The organism is Rhizobium sp. FKY42 (assembly GCF_005222835.1).
Classification (GTDB): domain Bacteria; phylum Pseudomonadota; class Alphaproteobacteria; order Rhizobiales; family Rhizobiaceae; genus Neorhizobium.
On sequence record NZ_STGA01000002.1, the window covers coordinates 176,826 to 194,497 of the forward strand.

At 58.2% G+C, this 17,672-nt stretch carries 15 protein-coding genes; 8 read left to right on the forward strand and 7 right to left on the reverse strand.

Features of this window, described 5'->3' with window-relative positions; all coding sequences use genetic code 11:
- The first annotated feature begins 27 nt into the window (after nucleotides 1-27).
- Nucleotides 28-1,131 (forward strand): saccharopine dehydrogenase family protein, encoded by a 1,104-nt coding sequence (locus tag E8M78_RS00905; RefSeq protein ID WP_137133255.1) that lies wholly within the window; start codon nucleotides 28-30, stop codon nucleotides 1,129-1,131.
- A gap of 154 nt (nucleotides 1,132-1,285) precedes the next feature.
- Here the strand turns inward: E8M78_RS00905 and E8M78_RS00910 are convergent, their stop codons facing one another.
- The 3 genes from E8M78_RS00910 to E8M78_RS00920 all read right to left on the reverse strand — a co-directional run bounded on the left by E8M78_RS00910 (nucleotide 1,286) and on the right by E8M78_RS00920 (nucleotide 5,938).
- A complete protein-coding gene (locus E8M78_RS00910) occupies nucleotides 1,286-1,861 on the reverse strand; it encodes a DUF1349 domain-containing protein (RefSeq protein ID WP_137133256.1) in 576 nt (191 codons plus the stop codon).
- 83 nt (nucleotides 1,862-1,944) lie between these two features.
- A complete protein-coding gene (locus E8M78_RS00915; RefSeq protein WP_137133257.1) occupies nucleotides 1,945-4,350 on the reverse strand; it encodes a DUF2309 domain-containing protein in 2,406 nt (801 codons plus the stop codon).
- A 4-nt stretch (nucleotides 4,351-4,354) separates the two neighbouring features.
- The gene (locus E8M78_RS00920; protein ID WP_137133258.1) at nucleotides 4,355-5,938 is read right to left on the reverse strand and encodes a proton-conducting transporter membrane subunit; all 1,584 of its coding nucleotides are present in this window, start codon (nucleotides 5,936-5,938) and stop codon (nucleotides 4,355-4,357) included.
- Nucleotides 5,939-6,060: 122 nt separating this feature from the next.
- Between E8M78_RS00920 and E8M78_RS00925 the strand changes: the two genes are divergently transcribed.
- Complete coding sequence (locus E8M78_RS00925) at nucleotides 6,061-6,936, forward strand: LysR family transcriptional regulator (protein WP_137133259.1); 876 nt, start codon at nucleotides 6,061-6,063, stop codon at nucleotides 6,934-6,936.
- Nucleotides 6,937-7,690: 754 nt separating this feature from the next.
- Here the strand turns inward: E8M78_RS00925 and E8M78_RS00930 are convergent.
- The 4 genes from E8M78_RS00930 to E8M78_RS00955 all read right to left on the reverse strand — a co-directional run bounded on the left by E8M78_RS00930 (nucleotide 7,691) and on the right by E8M78_RS00955 (nucleotide 11,961).
- Nucleotides 7,691-7,843 carry an FAD-dependent oxidoreductase gene (locus E8M78_RS00930; protein ID WP_137133260.1) on the reverse strand — a complete coding sequence of 51 codons (153 nt, stop codon included), beginning with the start codon at nucleotides 7,841-7,843 and terminating at the stop codon, nucleotides 7,691-7,693.
- Nucleotides 7,844-7,849: 6 nt separating this feature from the next.
- Entirely contained in the window at nucleotides 7,850-8,803 is a 954-nt protein-coding gene (locus E8M78_RS00935; protein WP_246658171.1) for a hypothetical protein, read from the reverse strand.
- 968 nt (nucleotides 8,804-9,771) lie between these two features.
- On the reverse strand, nucleotides 9,772-10,671 hold the full coding sequence (locus tag E8M78_RS00950) for a transporter (RefSeq protein WP_137133263.1): 900 nt from the start codon (nucleotides 10,669-10,671) through the stop codon (nucleotides 9,772-9,774).
- A 372-nt stretch (nucleotides 10,672-11,043) separates the two neighbouring features.
- Complete coding sequence (locus E8M78_RS00955; protein ID WP_137133264.1) at nucleotides 11,044-11,961, reverse strand: LysR family transcriptional regulator; 918 nt, start codon at nucleotides 11,959-11,961, stop codon at nucleotides 11,044-11,046.
- Nucleotides 11,962-12,146: 185 nt separating this feature from the next.
- On the opposite strand from E8M78_RS00955, the gene E8M78_RS00960 reads away from it, so the two are divergent.
- From E8M78_RS00960 to E8M78_RS00985, 6 genes are all read left to right on the forward strand, one after another.
- Nucleotides 12,147-13,310, forward strand: a complete 1,164-nt coding sequence (locus E8M78_RS00960) for a prolyl oligopeptidase family serine peptidase (protein WP_137133265.1) — start codon at nucleotides 12,147-12,149, stop codon at nucleotides 13,308-13,310.
- A 55-nt stretch (nucleotides 13,311-13,365) separates the two neighbouring features.
- The gene (locus E8M78_RS00965) at nucleotides 13,366-14,313 is read left to right on the forward strand and encodes a VOC family protein (protein WP_137133266.1); all 948 of its coding nucleotides are present in this window, start codon (nucleotides 13,366-13,368) and stop codon (nucleotides 14,311-14,313) included.
- 26 nt (nucleotides 14,314-14,339) lie between these two features.
- Complete coding sequence (locus E8M78_RS00970; RefSeq protein WP_137133267.1) at nucleotides 14,340-14,735, forward strand: Rieske (2Fe-2S) protein; 396 nt, start codon at nucleotides 14,340-14,342, stop codon at nucleotides 14,733-14,735.
- Nucleotides 14,732-15,862, forward strand: coding sequence for an FAD-dependent oxidoreductase (locus E8M78_RS00975; protein WP_137133268.1), 1,131 nt, complete (start codon nucleotides 14,732-14,734; stop codon nucleotides 15,860-15,862). The genes E8M78_RS00970 and E8M78_RS00975 overlap by 4 nt, the downstream gene beginning before the upstream one ends.
- Before the next feature lie 80 nt (nucleotides 15,863-15,942).
- Nucleotides 15,943-17,088, forward strand: coding sequence for an MFS transporter (locus E8M78_RS00980; RefSeq protein WP_137133269.1), 1,146 nt, complete (start codon nucleotides 15,943-15,945; stop codon nucleotides 17,086-17,088).
- A complete protein-coding gene (locus E8M78_RS00985) occupies nucleotides 17,085-17,666 on the forward strand; it encodes a cupin domain-containing protein (protein ID WP_137133270.1) in 582 nt (193 codons plus the stop codon). Before E8M78_RS00980 ends, E8M78_RS00985 begins: the two co-directional genes overlap by 4 nt.
- The last annotated feature ends 6 nt before the right edge of the window (nucleotides 17,667-17,672 follow it).

Here is a 17,672-nt window from a genome sequence, read left to right on the forward strand (position 1 = left end):
TCATGTTGACATCTGAAGGGGGCGCTCGTGAAAAACATAATTGTTATTGGTGGCGGCAAGATCGGTGGAGCCATCGCGATCATGCTGGCATCCACAGGAGACTATCTGGTCACGGTGGCAGATCGCAACGAACAGCAACTGGCGAACCTGGACAAGCATCCCGCGATTACCACGATCAGGCTCGACATCTCGGACCGGGCGGAATTGACCGAGGCCCTTACGGGCAAGTTCGCCGTGCTCTCTGCCGCTCCTTTCAATCTCACAGGCTTGATTGCCGAGGCTGCCAAAGTGAGCGGCGTTCACTATCTCGACCTTACCGAAGACGTCGCCACGACGAAACGGGTGGAGCAACTGGCGCAAGGCGCCAACGTCGCATTCATACCGCAATGCGGGCTCGCGCCGGGTTTCATCTCCATCGTCGCAAACGACCTTACGAAGAATTTCGACAGCCTGGATAGCGTACGCATGCGCGTTGGTGCGCTGCCGCAATATCCGTCGAATGCGCTCAACTACAATCTTACCTGGAGCACGGATGGGCTGATCAACGAATACATCGAACCCTGCGAAGCGATCGTCGAGGGCAAATTCGTCATGGTTCCAGCCATGGAAGAGCGTGAAGAGTTTTCGCTGGATGGCGTGACCTACGAAGCCTTCAATACATCCGGTGGCCTCGGTACACTCGCCAAGAGTCTGGAGGGTCGCGTACGTACGATGAATTATCGGACGATACGGTATCCCGGCCACCAGGCGATCATCAAGGCACTTCTAAACGACCTCAACTTGAAAAATCGACGCGATGTTCTGAAGGATCTTTTCGAGAACGCGCTGCCTGCCACAATGCAGGATGTGGTGGTGATCTTCGTGACTGTCTGCGGCTGGAAGGACGGGAGATATCTCCAAGAGAGCTATGCTAATAAGGTTTATGCTGGCGTCGTGGCCGGAAAGAGAATGAGTGCAATCCAGATCACGACCGCTGCCGGTATAACGACCGTCCTGGATCTGCTGACGAATGACAGGCTTCCTCAGCGAGGCTTCGTGCGCCAGGAGGAAATTTCGCTCGAGGATGTGCTCACTAATCGCTTTGGCCGCGCCTACGACCCGAAGTCCATGGATTTGAAAAAAGCGGTCTGAACAGATGATTGATTGAAGTGGCGGAGGGCGACTGCCCTCCCGTTGCCTCGGCGATGCCATTCCCTAAACGTTCGAGTGTCCACAAAGCAGGAAAGCATCTGCTTCGTTATGATCTCTCTGACAGGACATGAAGTAGGACTGACTGCAATCCTCATCAGGTCAAATCGTGGAGATCCTTGCCGAGCGGCGGGCCGACACGAAACTCCGAAAAATTCACTTCCAGCCCTTCTCGCTCCGGCGTGCAACACATGGGGCCAACTGTGTACGATCGAGCAAGTGGAAATGGGCACAGACGCATCAACTGCCAGCGAGACCCATCGTCAGACATCTGAAGTTTCAACACACCTGCATCGACGGTCACACGCAGATGTATGTCCGTGGCGTCTCCGGCGTAGACTGCTGTCGACCAGTCAGACTGCTCGACAGTCAAGACGCTACCGATACACGCTGCTCCATCTGTCCATTCGATGCCGGCTTTGATCCAACACGCCTCATCTATGCGGACCATAATTCCTGCCTGGTCATAAAGAGACTGGTAGCGAGCTTTTACGCGCAATGAGGCGGAAAAGCTGCCCTCGCATGTGGCACCGAAAAAATGCCCACTGTCACGCGTGAAGCCATAGTGCGTCTGTCGCCAGAAATCACTGTTATGGTCGGTCGTTACGTGAAGCGTTTCTCCAGCAAGAGACCACACCTTCGGTTCGTTGAGCCACGTGCATGCGGTGAACATCAGGTTAATCCTTTCCGATCATTGAGGCGACCTTTGCAAGATGTATCGGCAGCGGCAAGCCCCTTGATCCTTCAGAATTGACCTCAACCGACCCGCCGTCGTTCCGAATGGCTGTCAACCTGCGCCAGTTTCCAGATCCCATCCTTCTCATAGCGCCAGCCGAGCTGACCCTGATCGTCTATGGCAAAGAGGGAAAGCCAGCCATTGTCGAAAAGAGCACGGACCTGAGGATGGCGCCGCAGGATGTCTGAAATCGCTTCCTTGGGCGCTTCGACAGCAACCGTCAGCCGCAGTGGTTCGTGCACAAAACCTTCGCCATCATGCACCGACTGCCAGGGAAGGCCAGCACGCAGATTGCCGCCATTGCCCTCAACGACCCCGATCCCGCCGACGACATTGTGCAGCAGCTTGTTTCCGGCACCAAACAACGAGGGGGCGACCGAGGAACCGAAATACTGGAGACTGATCCAGCTGGCCACGACGACCGGGGCCGTGAGGATAAGCTCAAGCACCTTGAAGCCTTCGTCCCTGCTCCAGACATAATCATGCAGGAAAGCCTGCCCCTCCAGCGACCGGCCCGCTGTCCGCGACCGAGGTGCGGCAATGAAGGCGCGGCACCCGGCCAGCCCGAGTTCAGGCCGAACTTCGGACCAGTCCTTTGCGCGTGCCATGACGTTTTCGGCAGTTGCCCGTGGAAGACGCCGCGCCCGCTCTGCCCGCGTCAACCCGCCAGCTTGCCTCAGCCACTGCCGGATCCGTACCAGATCCTCGGCCCGGACATCGTGACCCAGATCCTCCTCGAACAGCGTAACGCTATCGGTCGTCGTGTCATGCAGACCGCCGATGAAGACGGTGTCGGCCGGGATGGCGATGCCCTTATCGACGAGCTTCCGGCGAACCTCTGCGTCATTCAGCAGATCGGCGAGGAGGCGTGCATTGACATCCCCCGCATAGCCGCCGCAGGCGCCGCAATGCAGCGCACTGGCATAGGGATTGTTGACCACATTGGCGCCGTGGCCGGAAATCAGCACATAGCGTGCGAAGCCCTCGGTCAAGGACATGGCCTTCAGCACCGTTTCAGCAAAGACCGCCCGCGTATCGAGATCAAGATCCGCTGCGAAACGGGGCTTTGCCTTATCCGGCCCTTGGCCTTTGCCGAAGCCCAGACCATCGCGCAGGAGCTTGCCGGCATAGACTGGCCCCATGGCTTCGACAAAGGCGAAGGATGAGACGGCAGCCAGCTTGAAACGGCCCCAGGCACGCACGGCGCGGGCGCCAAACCGTGCCTGCCGATCGGCTTCCTCATCGTGATCGACCGCGCTGCAAGTGAAGACGGACGGCTTGAGCAGGACCGGCAGCCGGTGCTCGGACACATCAGACGCAAAACCCTTGTGACTTGCGCCAAGCCCGAAGAAGCCGGCAAAGCCCAACGTGCGGATTGCGGGATCGAGGCTTTCGAGCGAACGACGGAAGACCTCCGAGCGCACATCGATGCAGAAGGCCGCCTGAAGCATGGGCCGCAGCTCCACAACCTTCGCGGCTGACGTTGCGGCTAGCGTGGCAGCAAGCCGCCGTTGCGCAGCGCGCTCTGCGGCAAGCTGCAGGACGCCATCGATCACGGTCTCCCGTTCAACGGAGACCGGCTCGGCATGAATGCGGCGCACCCGCTGCCATTGTCCTTCGATGGATGGCTTGTGCCGCGCGTAAAGTGCCTCTTCGTAAACGAGCCGGATCGCCAGCAGTTCTAGCGCCGTCGTATCCGTGCGACCTTCGACCTCTGCCTTGAAGTGTATGTGGCGGGCATATTGCGCCCAGCCACCCAGCGTCAGCAGCAGTTGATGGAAATAGGTTCCCGGTTCAGGCCCAAGGCCGAGAGAGACAGCTGCACGCTCAATTGCACCCTGCGGCGTTTCCGGCGTTTCATCGACATGAATGCTGAAGCCTTTCAGACCAAGGATCTCCGGCGTCAGGTCATGGGTCGCAAAGGCGCGCCAGGCGGCATAGAGACCATTGCGCCGCGACGCGGCCCAGAGCGCCTGACCCTGATCGAAGAAACCGGCCGCGAAGGCACCGATCCGCTCACTCACGAGACCCGGCCAATCCTTGCCCGTTGCCTGCGCGGCAAGATCGGCAATGGTAGGCAGTGGTGCAACGGGCGCGGGTTCCGTTGTCAGCGCCGACTTGAGCCCCACCAGATCTAGCCCCTGGGCGGCAGCACTGGATTGCAGAGCCGCGGTGAGATCTTCGTCTGTGATCTCCCCCTTGCTCACCTTTTCGGCATAATGGGCACGCGGTAGCGCAAGCCGCACCCCGCCAATGCGCGAAAGCCGCGCAGAGGTCTGTTCGAAGGTTTCGCTGATCTGCCCGAGGAAAGGATTGACGGCAACGGTCGCCGTCAGGGGCCAAGCCGGGGGGATGGAGCGGACAGCCTGATCTGCTGCCTTAGCAAGCGCTTCACCATGCAGCGTGTCGATTGTCGTTTCGGTCATCGGTTCATTCCTTGATGGCAGCAGGCGTTGCGGAAGCAGGGCGGGACAGCGTCCAGCCGCCGAGCAGGCGATCGAAAATGGCATTCACATAGAGGCCGTTGGCGAGGTGTACACGCAGACCCGCCGCTGCCGGATGATAGGCCCAGAGCGGAAACAGCGACTGTGCCACGGCCACAACGGCGAAGGTGACGACGGCGAGCAGCATCAGGGTCCATTCGAGCGGACCGGGCTGTGGGGTTGCAGGCAGCGTGCCATGCATCATCTTGTCGGAGATCCGCTGAAGGGCGAAGTAAGCCGTGGCTGCCGACATGGAATACAGCGACGTGCGCCAGGTGAGCGCCCAAGGGGCGGCATCGGCCAAACCTTGTGCGATGAGATAGGCGACGCCGAAGATGAGGATTGCGCCAAGTGCCAGTGCCTGCGGCGGCTTGTCGGCAAAGCCGAAGAGCACGCCAATCACCGCATAGATGGCAAGCGCCAGTACGAAGGCGCGGCCAACCGCCTTGGCATTTGGGATAGCCACCGGCCCTGGCCGACGGATGGAGGCAACCGTTTCGACCGCCGAGCCTGACCCGAGGAAAGCATGGGCCTTGTAAAGCGAATGGGCGACAATGTGTAGGAGGGCGATCGGGAAGAGAGCCAGGCCACATTGCAGGATCATGAAACCCATCTGCGCGACCGTAGACCAGGCGAGCGATGTCTTGACCGCCGACTGGGTGAGCATGACCAGACTGCCGAAGAGCGCCGTGAAGCCGCCAACCATGACCAGAACCGCCAGTACAATTGGCGCCTGTAGCATGACATCCGCAAACCGGATCAAGAGGAAGCCACCTGCGTTGACGACACCAGCATGCAGGAGAGCGGAGACAGGCGTGGGCGTTTCCATCACTTCCGTCAGCCAGCCATGCGTGGGAAATTGGGCGGACTTCAACAGTGCCGCCAGGGCAAGCAGCGTAGCGCCGGCCAGGGTCAATGGCAGGCCTTCGCCTTCCCGCGCGGCAGCGAGGATGGCAGCTATGTCACCGGTCCCAAAGGAAATTGCGAACAGGATGACCGCGCCGATCAGCGCGCCATCGCCGATTCGCGAAACGATGAATTTCTTGCGCGCCGCGCGACGGGCCGCGATCCGATGCGGATAGAAAAGCAGAAGCCGGTGCAGCAACAGGCTCGTTCCGACCCAACCCAGGACCAACTGCAAAAGCGTGCCTGACTGGACGAGCAGAAGGACTGCCGCGAGCGTTGCCGTCATCCAGCCGGTAAAGGCTCCTTGTCTTTCCTCGCCATCGAGAAAGGTGCCGGCATAGCGCAGCACCACCCAGCCAATGTAGGAGACAAGCAGCAGCATGACCAGGCTGACGAAATCGAGCCTGCTTGCCAGCGCAACATAGCCGTAACCGATCGCCGGACTGGTTCCGGCACCATAAGCGTAAAGCACAAGCCCTGACAGCACCCCAACCAGAATGGCGGCGATAGCGGCAAGCTCGGCAAGACGAATGGCGCGGCGTGGACGAAGGCCGGGCGACCGGAAGGCATACCAGGATGCACCAGCTAAAAGCAGAGGTGCGAGAAGCGGTATTGCATGGATCATGGCATTTCTCCGATCTTGGCCCCTGTCTGGGAGTCACAGGGGCTGTTCACAGAGGAGTTATCAGGCCCGTGATCGCAATAAAAATACATTGTTTCTTCAAAAACGTTCTATAAAATAGAACTATGTCCGAATTGAACTATCACCATCTTCGCTATTTCCGCGCTGTCGCACATGACGGCAACTTGACGCGTACAGCACAGCGCCTGAACCTTTCCCAGTCGGCATTATCAATTCAAATCAAGCAGTTGGAGGAACGGCTCGGGCATGCGCTGTTCGAGCGGCGGGGGCGACAACTCTATCTGACCGAGGCAGGACGCATCGCGCTTGACCGTGCCGACACCATTTTCGCCGCTGGCGAAGAACTGATCGAGACTTTGAAAGAAACCGGTAGAAATCGCCGGGCTATCCGCATCGGTGCACTGGCGACGCTGTCTCGCAACTTCCAGATCGAATTCCTTCGCCCTATCCTTGGACGCACGGATGTTGACATGATCCTGCGTTCGGGAAGTACCGCAGAACTCTTGCGCGCGCTGGAGACGCTGAACCTCGATATCGTGCTTCTGAACCAGGCGCCAATGGCCGATTCCGTCACGCCATTTATTGCGCAACATGTATACCAGCAGCGTATCGGCCTGATTGGAAAACCTTCCTACGGGCATCCGGGTGCAGGTCTGGCGGATCTACTGGAAACACATCCCGTCATATTACCGACGCTCGAAAGTGGCGTCCGCGCCCAGTTCGAGGCACTTGTTGCACGGCTTGGCATCACGCCGCAAATCGCCGCCGAAGTGGACGATATGGCAATGATGCGACTTCTTGCGCGCGAGGGAGCAGGCCTTGCCGTACTGCCGCCGATTGTCGTCAAGGGCGAACTGGAGGCGGGCACGCTCGTGGAATTTGATGCACTGCCCGGAATGGTTGAATCTTTCTATGCCGTGACCATCAAACGGCGCTTTCCCAATCCGCTTATTCAGCCGTTGCTCAGCATACCGATCTGAGCCTTGTCCGATCCGTCGTTTCTGACAGCCAGTTTTGCAGTCGCATAATTTGATCGGCAGCGCGATCAGCAAAACGATCACATCCAGATTGACATAGGCCCATTGCACCGAACCGTTCAGGATAATGTAAGTGAGATGGGCGGCAGCATGGCGGCACCAAGGCCAATGCCGCCATTGGCAATCGCGCCGAAACCGATCGATGAGATAGCCCTGCAGGGGAGACACGACCATGATCACCAGTGAGACAATGGTCGTTGCAAAAAGAATGGAAGGCTTCGACCATCCAAAGGTCTTTGACAAAGGCTCGACAAACACCCCGAAGACGAAAAGCAGGAATGTGCTGGGCCCGAAGACAAGACCCACGGTAGCAGCAAAGGTTGCGCCAATCGCAGGACGGTTTGATGCGTCCAGAACGCCAGGTGGCTTTTGGTCGGCCGCGGCAGCGACAATGTTGTCGGTCATTTGTTTCCCTCCCGATGACCATGCATTCATCAATGTGCGGACCGGACAGGACACCAGCCCGCGGTGAAAGTCTGCGGCTCAGGCTCGCTTGACCGAACCGCGCAAGATCGCATTCACAGCTTCTGCCCGCTCAAAAAGCGGGATATGCGCAGCTCACTCAGTGATCTGAAAACGCGCACCGACAATGGCGTCGGCCAAGGCCTTTGCAGCTTGTGGTGGCGTCGCCTCGTCGAACTCTCCGACAGCTACATTGACCGGCATGGTGAGACTTGCGGCACAGTCACGACAATTTTCAAGAGGTGATTGTTATGCCAGCCCCGTAGACCCGCCAATGCGGGTCCTGATCGCAAACGTGAACTTCAAGCCCTGCTTCGCGAAGCGAGATGGCCGCAGACATGCCGGCAACACCTCCGCCGATGACGAGAGCCTTACGACGATCAGCCATGGTTGCTCACCGAAGCTGCCAATTCGCTTTGGCCGAAGTGACCGTACCGATACCCGTGTACCAGTCATTGACCGCACGGTCGTAAGCGCGGCGGAATGGCAAGCCATTGGGGGCACCCATCGCCGCAATCCACATGCGGATTTCTTCGGCGCCATTTCCGGCGGTATGCACCTGCTCGGTGGCATAGTTTAACACCGCATCCGGATCGCCCGCTTCCAGGAGCTGTAGCAGGTTTTCGTCGAATTCCCGGTTGACCATCCCCATTCGAGGCGTTGCGATATCATGGCTGATGCCACCAGTGGCGAGGATTGCAACGCGCTTCACTCCGTCGTAACGGCGAATGGCATCGCCAAGAAACTTGCCGAACTGGTAGTAGCGACGCATGGTTGGTATGGGTGGCTGCACGCAGTTGAACAGGATTGGCACGATGGGCAAATCCGGATCGAACCCGGCAAGCTCCAGCGGCGTCAACGAGCCATGATCCAGCACCATTTCTATGGAAAAGCTCGGATCGAAATCAGCCTTCAGTGCTTCCTGCAGCAAGTATCCGCCGAAAGCCTGATTGCCGGCAAAGACGCGACGCTTCGCCTTCAACCAATGCTCGATAGGGCATTCATAATCACCGGCGTATGACTTGCGGTGTTTGCCATTGACCAGCAAATGCGGCGCGCAAGGCTTTGACAGCAGCTCCTGATCAAGCAGCGACAGGACCCGAAAACCCTCGATGTATTCGGCGTCGATGTTCGCGCCGAGCATACAGCTTCGGGTTTCCACCAGTTCCATCAGATAGCTATCTGGATAGCGGGAGCCCTCCACCCATTCCGGCTGGAACATGTAGTGGACGCCACCGCTCCACATAATCAGGACCGGTGGCTTTTCCACGCCCAAGGGTTTGCACAGGTAGAAACGGATTTCGTTCAACAAGGCCCCTTCGGCTTCGAATGGCACGGTCACGGGCACGATAGGGAGCTCGAAAAGCGCCCCGAATTTGTCGTAGGCCGCCAGCTCCAGGCGGTAGGCCTCTTCCTTCGCGGGATGGTTAGGACATGGAAAACGGCCTAGGAAAAAGAAACCGTAGGCCTGATAGTAGGCATCTCCGTCGTGACCTGAATGATCAGTCGATCACCGACACGTGCCCGCACCGCATCCAGTGCGGCCCTGCAGCATTGCACGTCGAGGCAATGTTTGTCCTGACCATCCCGCACATGAAGGTGGATCATCCTGGCCCCCGCGAGCAGGCAGACCGGGGCACAGTCTGCGAACTCCATCGGTGTGATGGGGAGCGCAGCAAGATCTACTTTCATGTGTCGGCCACCGTTTGGCGCCACGGCGTGCGCAACGCCGCTCGCAACACTGCGGGGTTTTCGGCGAAATAGTGATAATGCAGCCGGAGGATTATCAGGAGATTGGTCAGCAGAGAGTTATCGACGCTGATCCGGGGCACGAATCTTCGATGCATCGTTCGAGTCCATCGTTGACGATGAGAAACAGCAAGTCTCTCTTGGTCTCGGCGTAGACGAAGACTGTGCCGACGCCGGCACGTGCCGCAATCTCGCGCGTTGTGGTATCGTCGAAGCCTTTGGATAGGAAGAGGTCGAAAGCGGCATCTTGATACGCAGCAGCTTGTCTTCCTTGTTCTTTCCCCGCAAGCTTTGACGCTTCATTGTCACTCTCGGCCCCAGTCTCTGGCGGGGTCACCGCCTGACCAGTATGTGATCATGCACTGGATGATCAGGAGGGCGGACAAAAAAGCGGGAGAGACACAGCCCGTTATCCCAGCAGCCATTTCTTGACAATTGCAAAGCTGGCTCGTCCAAACCAAACCAAGGCAAGGCAAGGCAAGGCAAGGCAAGGACCATACGGGTGTCCTGAGATCGGCTCAAGACGAATACAGGCCCGGACCATGTCAACCGGGCCTGTCGAGAAAATCAGAACTTCGTTGCGAAGTTGAACCAGACCGTATCACCCTGCGACTTGTTTTCCGCAACGAGATCATGCTGCCAGGACGCGCTGATCTCCAGGCCGGGATTGAACTTGTAGGTGATCGATGGACCAATCGCGAAACCCTTGCCGCGATGACCGTCGGCAGCTACGCGTGGCCCCTTATCGTCTGTCAGTTGCTGCAGATAGTAGCCGACAGCGCCCAGACGCCACTTGTCGAAATTCCAGCCGACAGCATAGTCTAGAACGAATTCTGTACCGGTCTTATAGTCGGTGCTGGTATTCTCGGTATTGAAAATCAGGCGGGCGGTTGCACCGACTTCAAGTCCCTGCGGATCGAGATAATGGTAACCGATCGCTGGCTGGAACGACCAGTGGTTCAAGCCGACATTGGCAAAATCTGCCTTGTCGTAGCCTCCGGTTGGCATGGCGATATCGAGACCGATGAGGAATGTATTGTTACGGTCTACGTGCCAGGCCACGCCGACAGTAGCGGTCATATCTGCCAGTGCGAAAGATTTGTCGTTGCCGATTGGAAGCGTCAGATCCAGATGAACCATCGGCACGACCAACTGCGCCCAGACATCACCACCTGCAACCTTCAGGTCACTGACGTAGAGAAACCGCATCGTTTCGGCCAGCGCATTGACCTTGAAGTTGATCGGCATCTGGTTGCCGTTCGCATCATTGTTGCGATCGGACGTATAGTAGCTGGTCTGGGACAGGAAATAGAGACCCGGAAATGGTGGAATTCCACCGGCGAAGAACTGCGGCGAACCCGGAGCATATTGCGTGTTGCCGTTTTCTGCTGCCTCCACCGTACCGATTGCCGAACACGAAACCAGTGCGGCCAATGCAAGACGCTTGAAGATCTGCCTATTGCTCATTCCATTCCTCCTCAACAAAACGTTGGATGGCCACGCGCTGCAATGCCTGCCATACACAGGGAACAACCGGACATGCTTTCGATGAGCAGAGGAATAATCAACCAGACAATAGATAACCGTCGCCAGTGCATGGTAATACTACCAAACGCTGGAATAGAAATTCTATTGTTCATTCCGACAATTCAGCGCCTGCAATAGTATCAGGCGCTCAATATCTAGCTAACGTCGTCCCCTGCCCGCATGCCGTATCGAACCAGTACGCGGCCAACCCTTGAACCTAGCTAATTTCATTGTTGATATTTGTAAAATCGCCGTTTGTGATGCTTGGTATTTTCATGATAAATACCAAACATACCTAATGCATCCCCCGGTTCAAGGGGCAGCAGAGCCACCCAATTCCACAGCCTTATGGATCTGCTCTCGAAGCCAGCTCAATGCTGGGTCTCGCGTACGATAGCTGTGCCATTGCATGGACTGTTGCAGTCGCGGCAACGGGATTGGCGAAGGCACAACCTTCACTGCACCCATGCTGGCAAAGCTTCTACCCAATCGCTGCTGCACAATGGCAAACCGTGCCGATCCCGCGATCAGCAAGGGTAGAGAAGCAAAGGAATACGTCGATATTTCGGCACAGATCTTGATACCTGCTTCATTGCATACCCGCTGCGCAAAGCTCTCACCACCGTTCGGCGGCTGCATGACGATCTGCCCAACTTTCTGAAAATCGCTCTTTGTCAGGCCAGTTTTCGCAAAGGGTCCATCAGTCGCGACAAGGCAAACCAACTCATCCTCAAGAAGCACTTCAGACGGATGTGTGGAGGAACAGAAGATGGTGGGTGCAATGAGAAGGTCGGCTTCGCCGCGCTCCAGAAGCAGATGCGGATAATTCTGTTGCGGCTTGAAGTGGATCTGCATCTGGGGCGCAAGCCTTGAAATCAGACCCAGAAAGGACGGCATGATGGTACTGAGGGTGTAATCGGAGACGATGAGGTTCATGCTGCGGGTCGTTTCAGCCGGCACGAAGGAAGGCGTTGAAACGACGGCTGCCTCGATCCTCACGATGATATCGCGCAATGGCTGCGCGAGTGAAACCGCAAGCGGCGAAAGCTCCATTGTTCGTCCGACCTGGATCAACAACGGATCATCAAAGTAATCGCGCAGACGCCCGAGAGCATTGCTCATGGCCGACTGGGTGATGAACATCTCCTCTGCGGCTCGGCTGACATTGCGGACCTGAATCAGCGTATCAAGCGCGACCAGAAGGTTCAGATCAAGGTTTTTGAATCGCATTCAAGCCTCCCCGAAGCATTTACAACGTAAATACACATCATTCACCGAAGCAATTTTGTAAACAGTATATTTGCAGTTACACGTGACGGCGGGAGGAATTGTCGTCGCCGCATGCCTGACACTGTGCGGCTGGACGGGCCTCCCGCCGATAAGTTCGCCTGAACGGGCGAGTTCGAGGAGACCCAATGTTCAAGTATTTTCCGACCAACTACGTCTGGAACCTCTCGGTCAACCTGTCGATCGAGATGGGTGCGCGGATGGGTGAGATCGAGGAGATGTGCGCTCCGCTGCAGGAGGCCGCGAAGGCTCCAGACGCGGCCGGTACGCAGGCCTTTCGCGAAACCTGGATCAAGATGGCGGACAAGCTCGCTTCGCTGGCAGATGAAGATGAAGCCCGCGGCCGACTGATTTCCGCCGGCGACAAGCTTATTCGCGCTGCAAACTATATGTTGACCGCTGAGCGGCTTCTGGCCCACGGTTCGGAAGGGCGCGCAGCACTCTATCAACGCTTTCTCGCAGCCTTTGAGAAGGGGCTGAAGCTCTCTGGCTCCACCTGTCGACGCGTGGAGATCCCTTATGAAGGCAAGCACCTTTCCGCTCTCTATGTGCCTGCCGAAGGCGTCGATGGCGCCGCTCCGCTGCTCGTTCAGGTCAACGGCCTGGACAGCACCAAGGAAATGAAGTTTCTGGTGGGCCTGCCCGCATGGCTGGCGAAACGTGGTGTCGCATCGCTGATCGTGGATCAGCCCGGCACAGGCGAAGCCTTGCGCCTGCACAATATGACCGCGCGCTTTGACAGCGAGCACTGGGCAAGCCGAGTGGTGGACTGGCTGGAAACCCAGCCTGAGGTCGATGCGAAGCGCATTGGCATGGAAGGTGTTTCCCTCGGCGGATACTATTGCCCGCGTGCGGTTGCGTTTGAGCCGCGTTTTGCCTGCGGCGTGGTCTGGGGTGCCAATCACGACTGGCGCGATGTGCAGAAGAAGCGCCTTGCGCGCGAAGGCAATTTCCCCGTGCCGCACTACTGGAGCCACGTCATGTGGGTCTGGGGTGCCAAGGACATGGACGATTTCATGCAGATCGCGGAGAAGGTCCACCTTGACGGCGTTCTGGATCGCATCCGTGTGCCCTTCCTCGTCACACATGGCGAAAAGGACAGCCAGATTCCGCTGCAATGGGCTCATGCCACCTATGACCAGTTGATCAACAGTCCGAGGCGCGAACTGAAGATCTTTGATGAGCGCACAGGCGGCGTGCAGCATTCCAGCTTCGACAATTCTGCCAATGCGGGCGCCTACATCGCCGACTGGGTGGCCGAAGTTCTTGGCGGTCGTACGACGATCAGTTGATCATCCGCAATCTGAATATGCCGGACGTCTGGTTCGGATCTGGGAGTAGAACACGATGAATATCATTGGTCCTGATTATCTCGTTTTCGGCGTCGACGATGTCGCTGCCGCCATCGAGTATCTGACGGCCTGGGGCCTGAAGCCTGTCGATGTAACCGACAAGGGCGGCCTCTTCGAAACGCTGGACGGCACCGGGGTTATCATTCGCCACAAGTCCGATCCGTCGCTGCCGCCACCGCTGCCGACCTCGAACATGCTGCGCCAGCAGATCTATGGTGTTCGCTCGGCAGAGGATCTGGATGCCATCGAGGCAGAACTGGGCAAGGATCGTCGTGTGACACGTCTGTCCAATGGCTCAATCGAGCTGAAAGACGATCACGGCTTTGAGCTGAAGTTTCAGGTCACGATCCGCCGCGAGCTTGATATGCCTGCGGAAAAGATCAATGCACCCGGCGCTCCCGCCCAGCGTGGACCGAACGAAATCGGCGTTTGGGAAGACATGCCCGCGCTTCCCCGCACGCTTTCCCATGTGGTGCTTTTCGTTCCGGATATCGATATCGCCACCAAGTTCTATTGCGACCGACTGGGTTTCGTCATCACCGATGTTCTAACAGGTGCCGGACCCTTCCTGCGGCCCAAGGCCAATGATGACCACCACACGCTCTTCTTCATCCGCACTCCGGAATACATGAAGGGCTGTGAGCATCTTGCCTTCCACATGGGCGGCCCTACCGAACTGATGGTGGCTGGCACGCGCTTCGTGAAGAAGGGCTATCAGAGCTTCTGGGGTCCGGGACGCCACAAGTTTGGCTCGAACTGGTTCTGGTATTTCAACAGCCCGCTTGGCTGTCACTTCGAATACGACGCCGACATGGACAAGCACGACGATACATGGGTCGCACGCGAGGCGCCGAACGGTGCCGAGGCCTCGCAGATCGTTCTGTTCGAATATCGCGAAAAATGGTCTCCGGCTGGCGGCCCTCCACCCGGCGCAAAGGGTTGACCGGTTCCCAAGGCAGGCGGATTTCCATGTCAACCACACCGGCCCTTCCTCACGCTTCCTCCGAGAAGCTGCATCTCTGCCATGCGGCCGAGGTGCGGGAGGGCCATGTGAAAGGTTTCGGTCCATTGGAGGGATATAGGCGCAAGATTATCGTTCTAAGAAAGAACGGGGTCCTGCATGCCTGGCTCGATGCTTGCCCGCATTATTCCTCCGGCACGCCGATGGCCTGGAAAACCGATGCCTACCTGAATGGCGAGCGGACCCACCTCACCTGCCATTCACACAATGCCCTTTTCGAAATGGATACGGGCAAATGTATTCTGGGGCCGTGCCTCGGACAGAAACTGACACGTGTAGAGATCGTCGTGGACGAAGACGGCGATGTATACGCCGCCGCACCAGGCGAGGGAGGATTGATATGAGTTCCGGCATCAAGACAATATTGGTCATCGGAGGCGGCTTTGCTGGCATGACGGCTGCACTTCAGCTGTCCCGACAGGGCTTCGAGGTCGATCTCGTGGAGATCGATGCCGGATGGAGATCCTATGGCGCTGGCATCAGCCTTCACGGCTCGACACTGCGCGTCCTGAAGGATCTGGGACTGATCGAACGCTTTCTGGAAGAGGGCTATGCCAGCGACGGCCTGATCATTCGTGGCCCCGATGATAGCGTTGTCGCGCGCATTCCGACACCGCGCGTCGCCGGACCGGATATTCCGGGGGGTGGCGGCATAATGCGGCCTGCGCTCGCCAAAATCCTGTCGGAGGCCGTGCGTGCTTCATCTGCAAAGGTCCGCCTCGGTGTCACGTTCACAAATTTCACACAAGACCAGAATGGGGCCACCGTCGTCTTCAGCGATGGCAGCGAGGGACGCTATGATCTGGTGATCGGTGCCGATGGTCTCTATTCCTCGGTGCGAGCGAAACTCTTTCCCGAGGCGCCGAAGCCGCGTTTCATCGGCCAGTCCGTCTGGCGCGCGGTTCTTCCCAAGCCGGAAGATATCGATACCGTGACCATGTGGATGGGTCCGAAATTGAAGGTTGGGTTGAACGGCGTTGGTCGGGATCAGGCTTATCTGTTCCTGACAGAGGACCGGGAAACGAACGATTTCGTTGCGCCGGAAACCTTCGTGGAAACGCTGCGGGCACTTTTGGAGCGCTTCCCCTCTCCGATCATTCGCAGGATCGCCTCTGACCTGTCGTCCGAAAACCAGATCATCTACCGCCCGCTGGAGCAAATGCTTCTGCCACGCCCGTGGTCGAAAGGCCGGATTGTCCTGATTGGCGACGCTGTTCATGCCACGACACCGCATCTGGCGGCTGGCGCTTGCATCGGCATCGAGGATGCCATGGTGCTGGCCGAGGAACTGGCACGCGGCAACGATCCCCAATCATCGCTCACTGCCTTCGAAGATCGGCGCTGGGAGCGATGCCGGATGGTCGTCGAGAACTCGGGCCGGCTGGCCGATATCGAAATTCACGGCGGAAGCCGGGAAGAGCATGCAACCATCATGCAGGTGTCAATGAAGACCCTTGCGGAAGCAATCTGAACCCCACGACGCGTCGGCGCAGCGGTTGAGGAGACCGCGCGCCCGCCCCTGGCGCGTCACACTTGATTGGAGGAGTTATCATGTCAGGACAGAAATATGGCATTGCCGGAACCACAGCACTTCTCATTGGCCACTGTGCAGGAATGCTGGATCTCGTGGCGCTGCCCATTTGGGTCGGTGCTCTGGTAGAACGCTTCGGCTTCAGTCCGCAGCAAGCGGGCGCACTGGCGACGCTCTTCCTGCTCGGCGCTGTCGGTGCCAGCATCCTCGCGTCTCACCGTTTCAACCAGTTGAACCAGAAGTTCGTGGCTGCGGGCGGCTTTGCCATCGCGGCAATCGGCTTTCTGATCGCCTCTGTCCAAAATGCCTTCCCGATTCTGGCAGGCCTGCATCTGGTTGCGGGTGTCTCGGCTGGAATGGCTCTATCCATGGTTCACGGCACGATGGCTCAGACCGCCAACCCGCATCGCCTGTTTGCCGCAGCCGGAATGGCTCTCGGCCTGTTTGCGATTGTTCTTCTCACTGCCGTTCCGCAGTTGTTGATCGCGCGTGGTGGGCCGGTTCTGTTCCAGGTCTTCGGTGGCATCATGGCCATTGCAGCGATCGCTTCTGCGACGCTCTTCCGCAATCCGAGCAGCATTTCAGTGCATGAGAAGAAGCCCTTTAACCGTGTGATCTGGTTTACCATTCTCGGTATCAGCATCATGACGTTCAATCAGGCAATGGTCTTCTCCTTTGTGGAGGTCATCGGCAAGGCTCGCGGTTTCGAACCGGCGCATGTGCTCGGCGCCCTGATCGCTCTCGGCTTGGTCAACTTCCTGGTTCCGGCACCGCTTGCCTCCTTCCTGCAGAACCGCGTTTCCGGGCCGTTGGTCACGCAGATTGGCCCTGCCCTGCAGGTCGTGCTTGCCATCATCGTCACGTCGGCGACCGCGTTTCCGATCTGGGCGGCCGCCGCTGCCGTGTTCGTCGCAGTTCAGATCTTCACCCACACCTTCGTCTTCGGCCTGCTGTCGAAGTACGATCCAACCGGACGCGCTGCGGCTGCAACACCGGCCATGGTGATGTTCGGGGCCGCCCTCGGACCAATCATCGGGGGTGCACTCGGCGAAAATCTCGGCTTCTCAGCGCTCGGCTTGGCAGCCATCCTTGTCGGCGCGACCTCCATTGGCTGCTTTACGCTCGCCCGGTCGGCTGGCGCTTCCTTGAAGGCAACAACTGCATGACGGACTTTCCTCCCATTCGCCGCATCGTTACCGGTCATGACGCCGATGGACGCTCCATCATCACCGAGGCAGGCCCGCTGCCGACAGTGGTCGAAATTGCCGCCATACCCGGTACGGTGTTTCATGAAGTCTGGTCGACCACGGAGACCCCGGCCCCTGTTGACAATGGGCCGGATCCAACAATTGGCCCCCTGGTGCTGCCTCCTCCTCCCGGCGGCACCAGGATACGTTTCGTGGACATTCCCCCGGACACAGAAGATTTCTTGAAAACCGGCGCACAACGCATGGGAGAGGCCTTCGAGCAGATCGGTGACAAGGCCGCTTCCACAGTTAAGGCAGACTCCCCCCATCCCCTGATGCATCGGACCGAGTCCATCGATTACGGCATTGTCATTGAAGGGGAAATGACGCTTATGGTGGACGACGGCGAAGCGTTGCTGAAGCCCGGTTCTGTGGTGATCCAGCGCGGCACCAACCATGCCTGGGCCAATCGCTCCGGCAAGATGTGCCGCATGCTCTTCATTCTCGTTTCCGGCACCTATGAGGCAGGGCTTGCTGCTCAGCTGACAGAGCACTGACGCGGC

Excerpts from the sequence above, each read along its gene's own strand:
- E8M78_RS00910 (WP_137133256.1), bottom strand. The coding sequence starts at position 1,861 with ATGTTCACCGCATGCACGTGGCTCAACGAACCGAAGGTGTGGTCTCTT.
- E8M78_RS00915 (WP_137133257.1), bottom strand. The coding sequence starts at position 4,350 with ATGACCGAAACGACAATCGACACGCTGCATGGTGAAGCGCTTGCTAAG.
- E8M78_RS00920 (WP_137133258.1), bottom strand. The coding sequence starts at position 5,938 with ATGATCCATGCAATACCGCTTCTCGCACCTCTGCTTTTAGCTGGTGCA.
- E8M78_RS00925 (WP_137133259.1), top strand. The coding sequence starts at position 6,061 with ATGTCCGAATTGAACTATCACCATCTTCGCTATTTCCGCGCTGTCGCA.
- E8M78_RS00930 (WP_137133260.1), bottom strand. The coding sequence starts at position 7,843 with ATGGCTGATCGTCGTAAGGCTCTCGTCATCGGCGGAGGTGTTGCCGGC.
- E8M78_RS00950 (WP_137133263.1), bottom strand. The coding sequence starts at position 10,671 with ATGAGCAATAGGCAGATCTTCAAGCGTCTTGCATTGGCCGCACTGGTT.
- E8M78_RS00955 (WP_137133264.1), bottom strand. The coding sequence starts at position 11,961 with ATGCGATTCAAAAACCTTGATCTGAACCTTCTGGTCGCGCTTGATACG.
- E8M78_RS00960 (WP_137133265.1), top strand. The coding sequence starts at position 12,147 with ATGTTCAAGTATTTTCCGACCAACTACGTCTGGAACCTCTCGGTCAAC.
- E8M78_RS00965 (WP_137133266.1), top strand. The coding sequence starts at position 13,366 with ATGAATATCATTGGTCCTGATTATCTCGTTTTCGGCGTCGACGATGTC.
- E8M78_RS00970 (WP_137133267.1), top strand. The coding sequence starts at position 14,340 with ATGTCAACCACACCGGCCCTTCCTCACGCTTCCTCCGAGAAGCTGCAT.
- E8M78_RS00975 (WP_137133268.1), top strand. The coding sequence starts at position 14,732 with ATGAGTTCCGGCATCAAGACAATATTGGTCATCGGAGGCGGCTTTGCT.
- E8M78_RS00980 (WP_137133269.1), top strand. The coding sequence starts at position 15,943 with ATGTCAGGACAGAAATATGGCATTGCCGGAACCACAGCACTTCTCATT.
- E8M78_RS00985 (WP_137133270.1), top strand. The coding sequence starts at position 17,085 with ATGACGGACTTTCCTCCCATTCGCCGCATCGTTACCGGTCATGACGCC.